The 262-nt window shown below is 64.1% G+C and carries 1 protein-coding gene; it reads left to right on the top strand.

Annotated features, from left to right (window positions below):
- Positions 1-53: 53 nt before the first annotated feature.
- Positions 54-262, top strand: a 209-nt coding sequence (locus SB764_RS41535) for a hypothetical protein (protein ID WP_410866971.1), incomplete at its 3' end; no start/stop codon positions are given.

Here is a 262-nt window from a genome sequence, read left to right as displayed (position 1 = left end):
AGATCCGCGCATTGTTCCTGGCAAGGAAACAGCCATCAGCTCCCGTCTCCGCAGTGTCCGACGACGAATCACGCGCCGCCTTCTGGACCACCGAGCCGGCGATTGAGCACTTGCGTGGTTGGGCGGAATCGTTCCGGTCGGCGTCGCTTCCGAAAGGTGGCACCGCGCCCGACGTCGAAACGCTGGTGAGCTACCTTGCGTCCAGAAAGATCCGCCCGCAGTGGGTGGACCTGACGCACAGGCTTCCCGTGCAGATCCAGCG

The sequence above is a fragment of the Paraburkholderia sp. SIMBA_027 genome (assembly GCF_046535315.1).
GTDB lineage: Bacteria > Pseudomonadota > Gammaproteobacteria > Burkholderiales > Burkholderiaceae > Paraburkholderia > Paraburkholderia tropica.
Note: the sequence above shows the minus strand (reverse complement) of the source record. Positions and strands in the feature narration are given on the sequence as shown.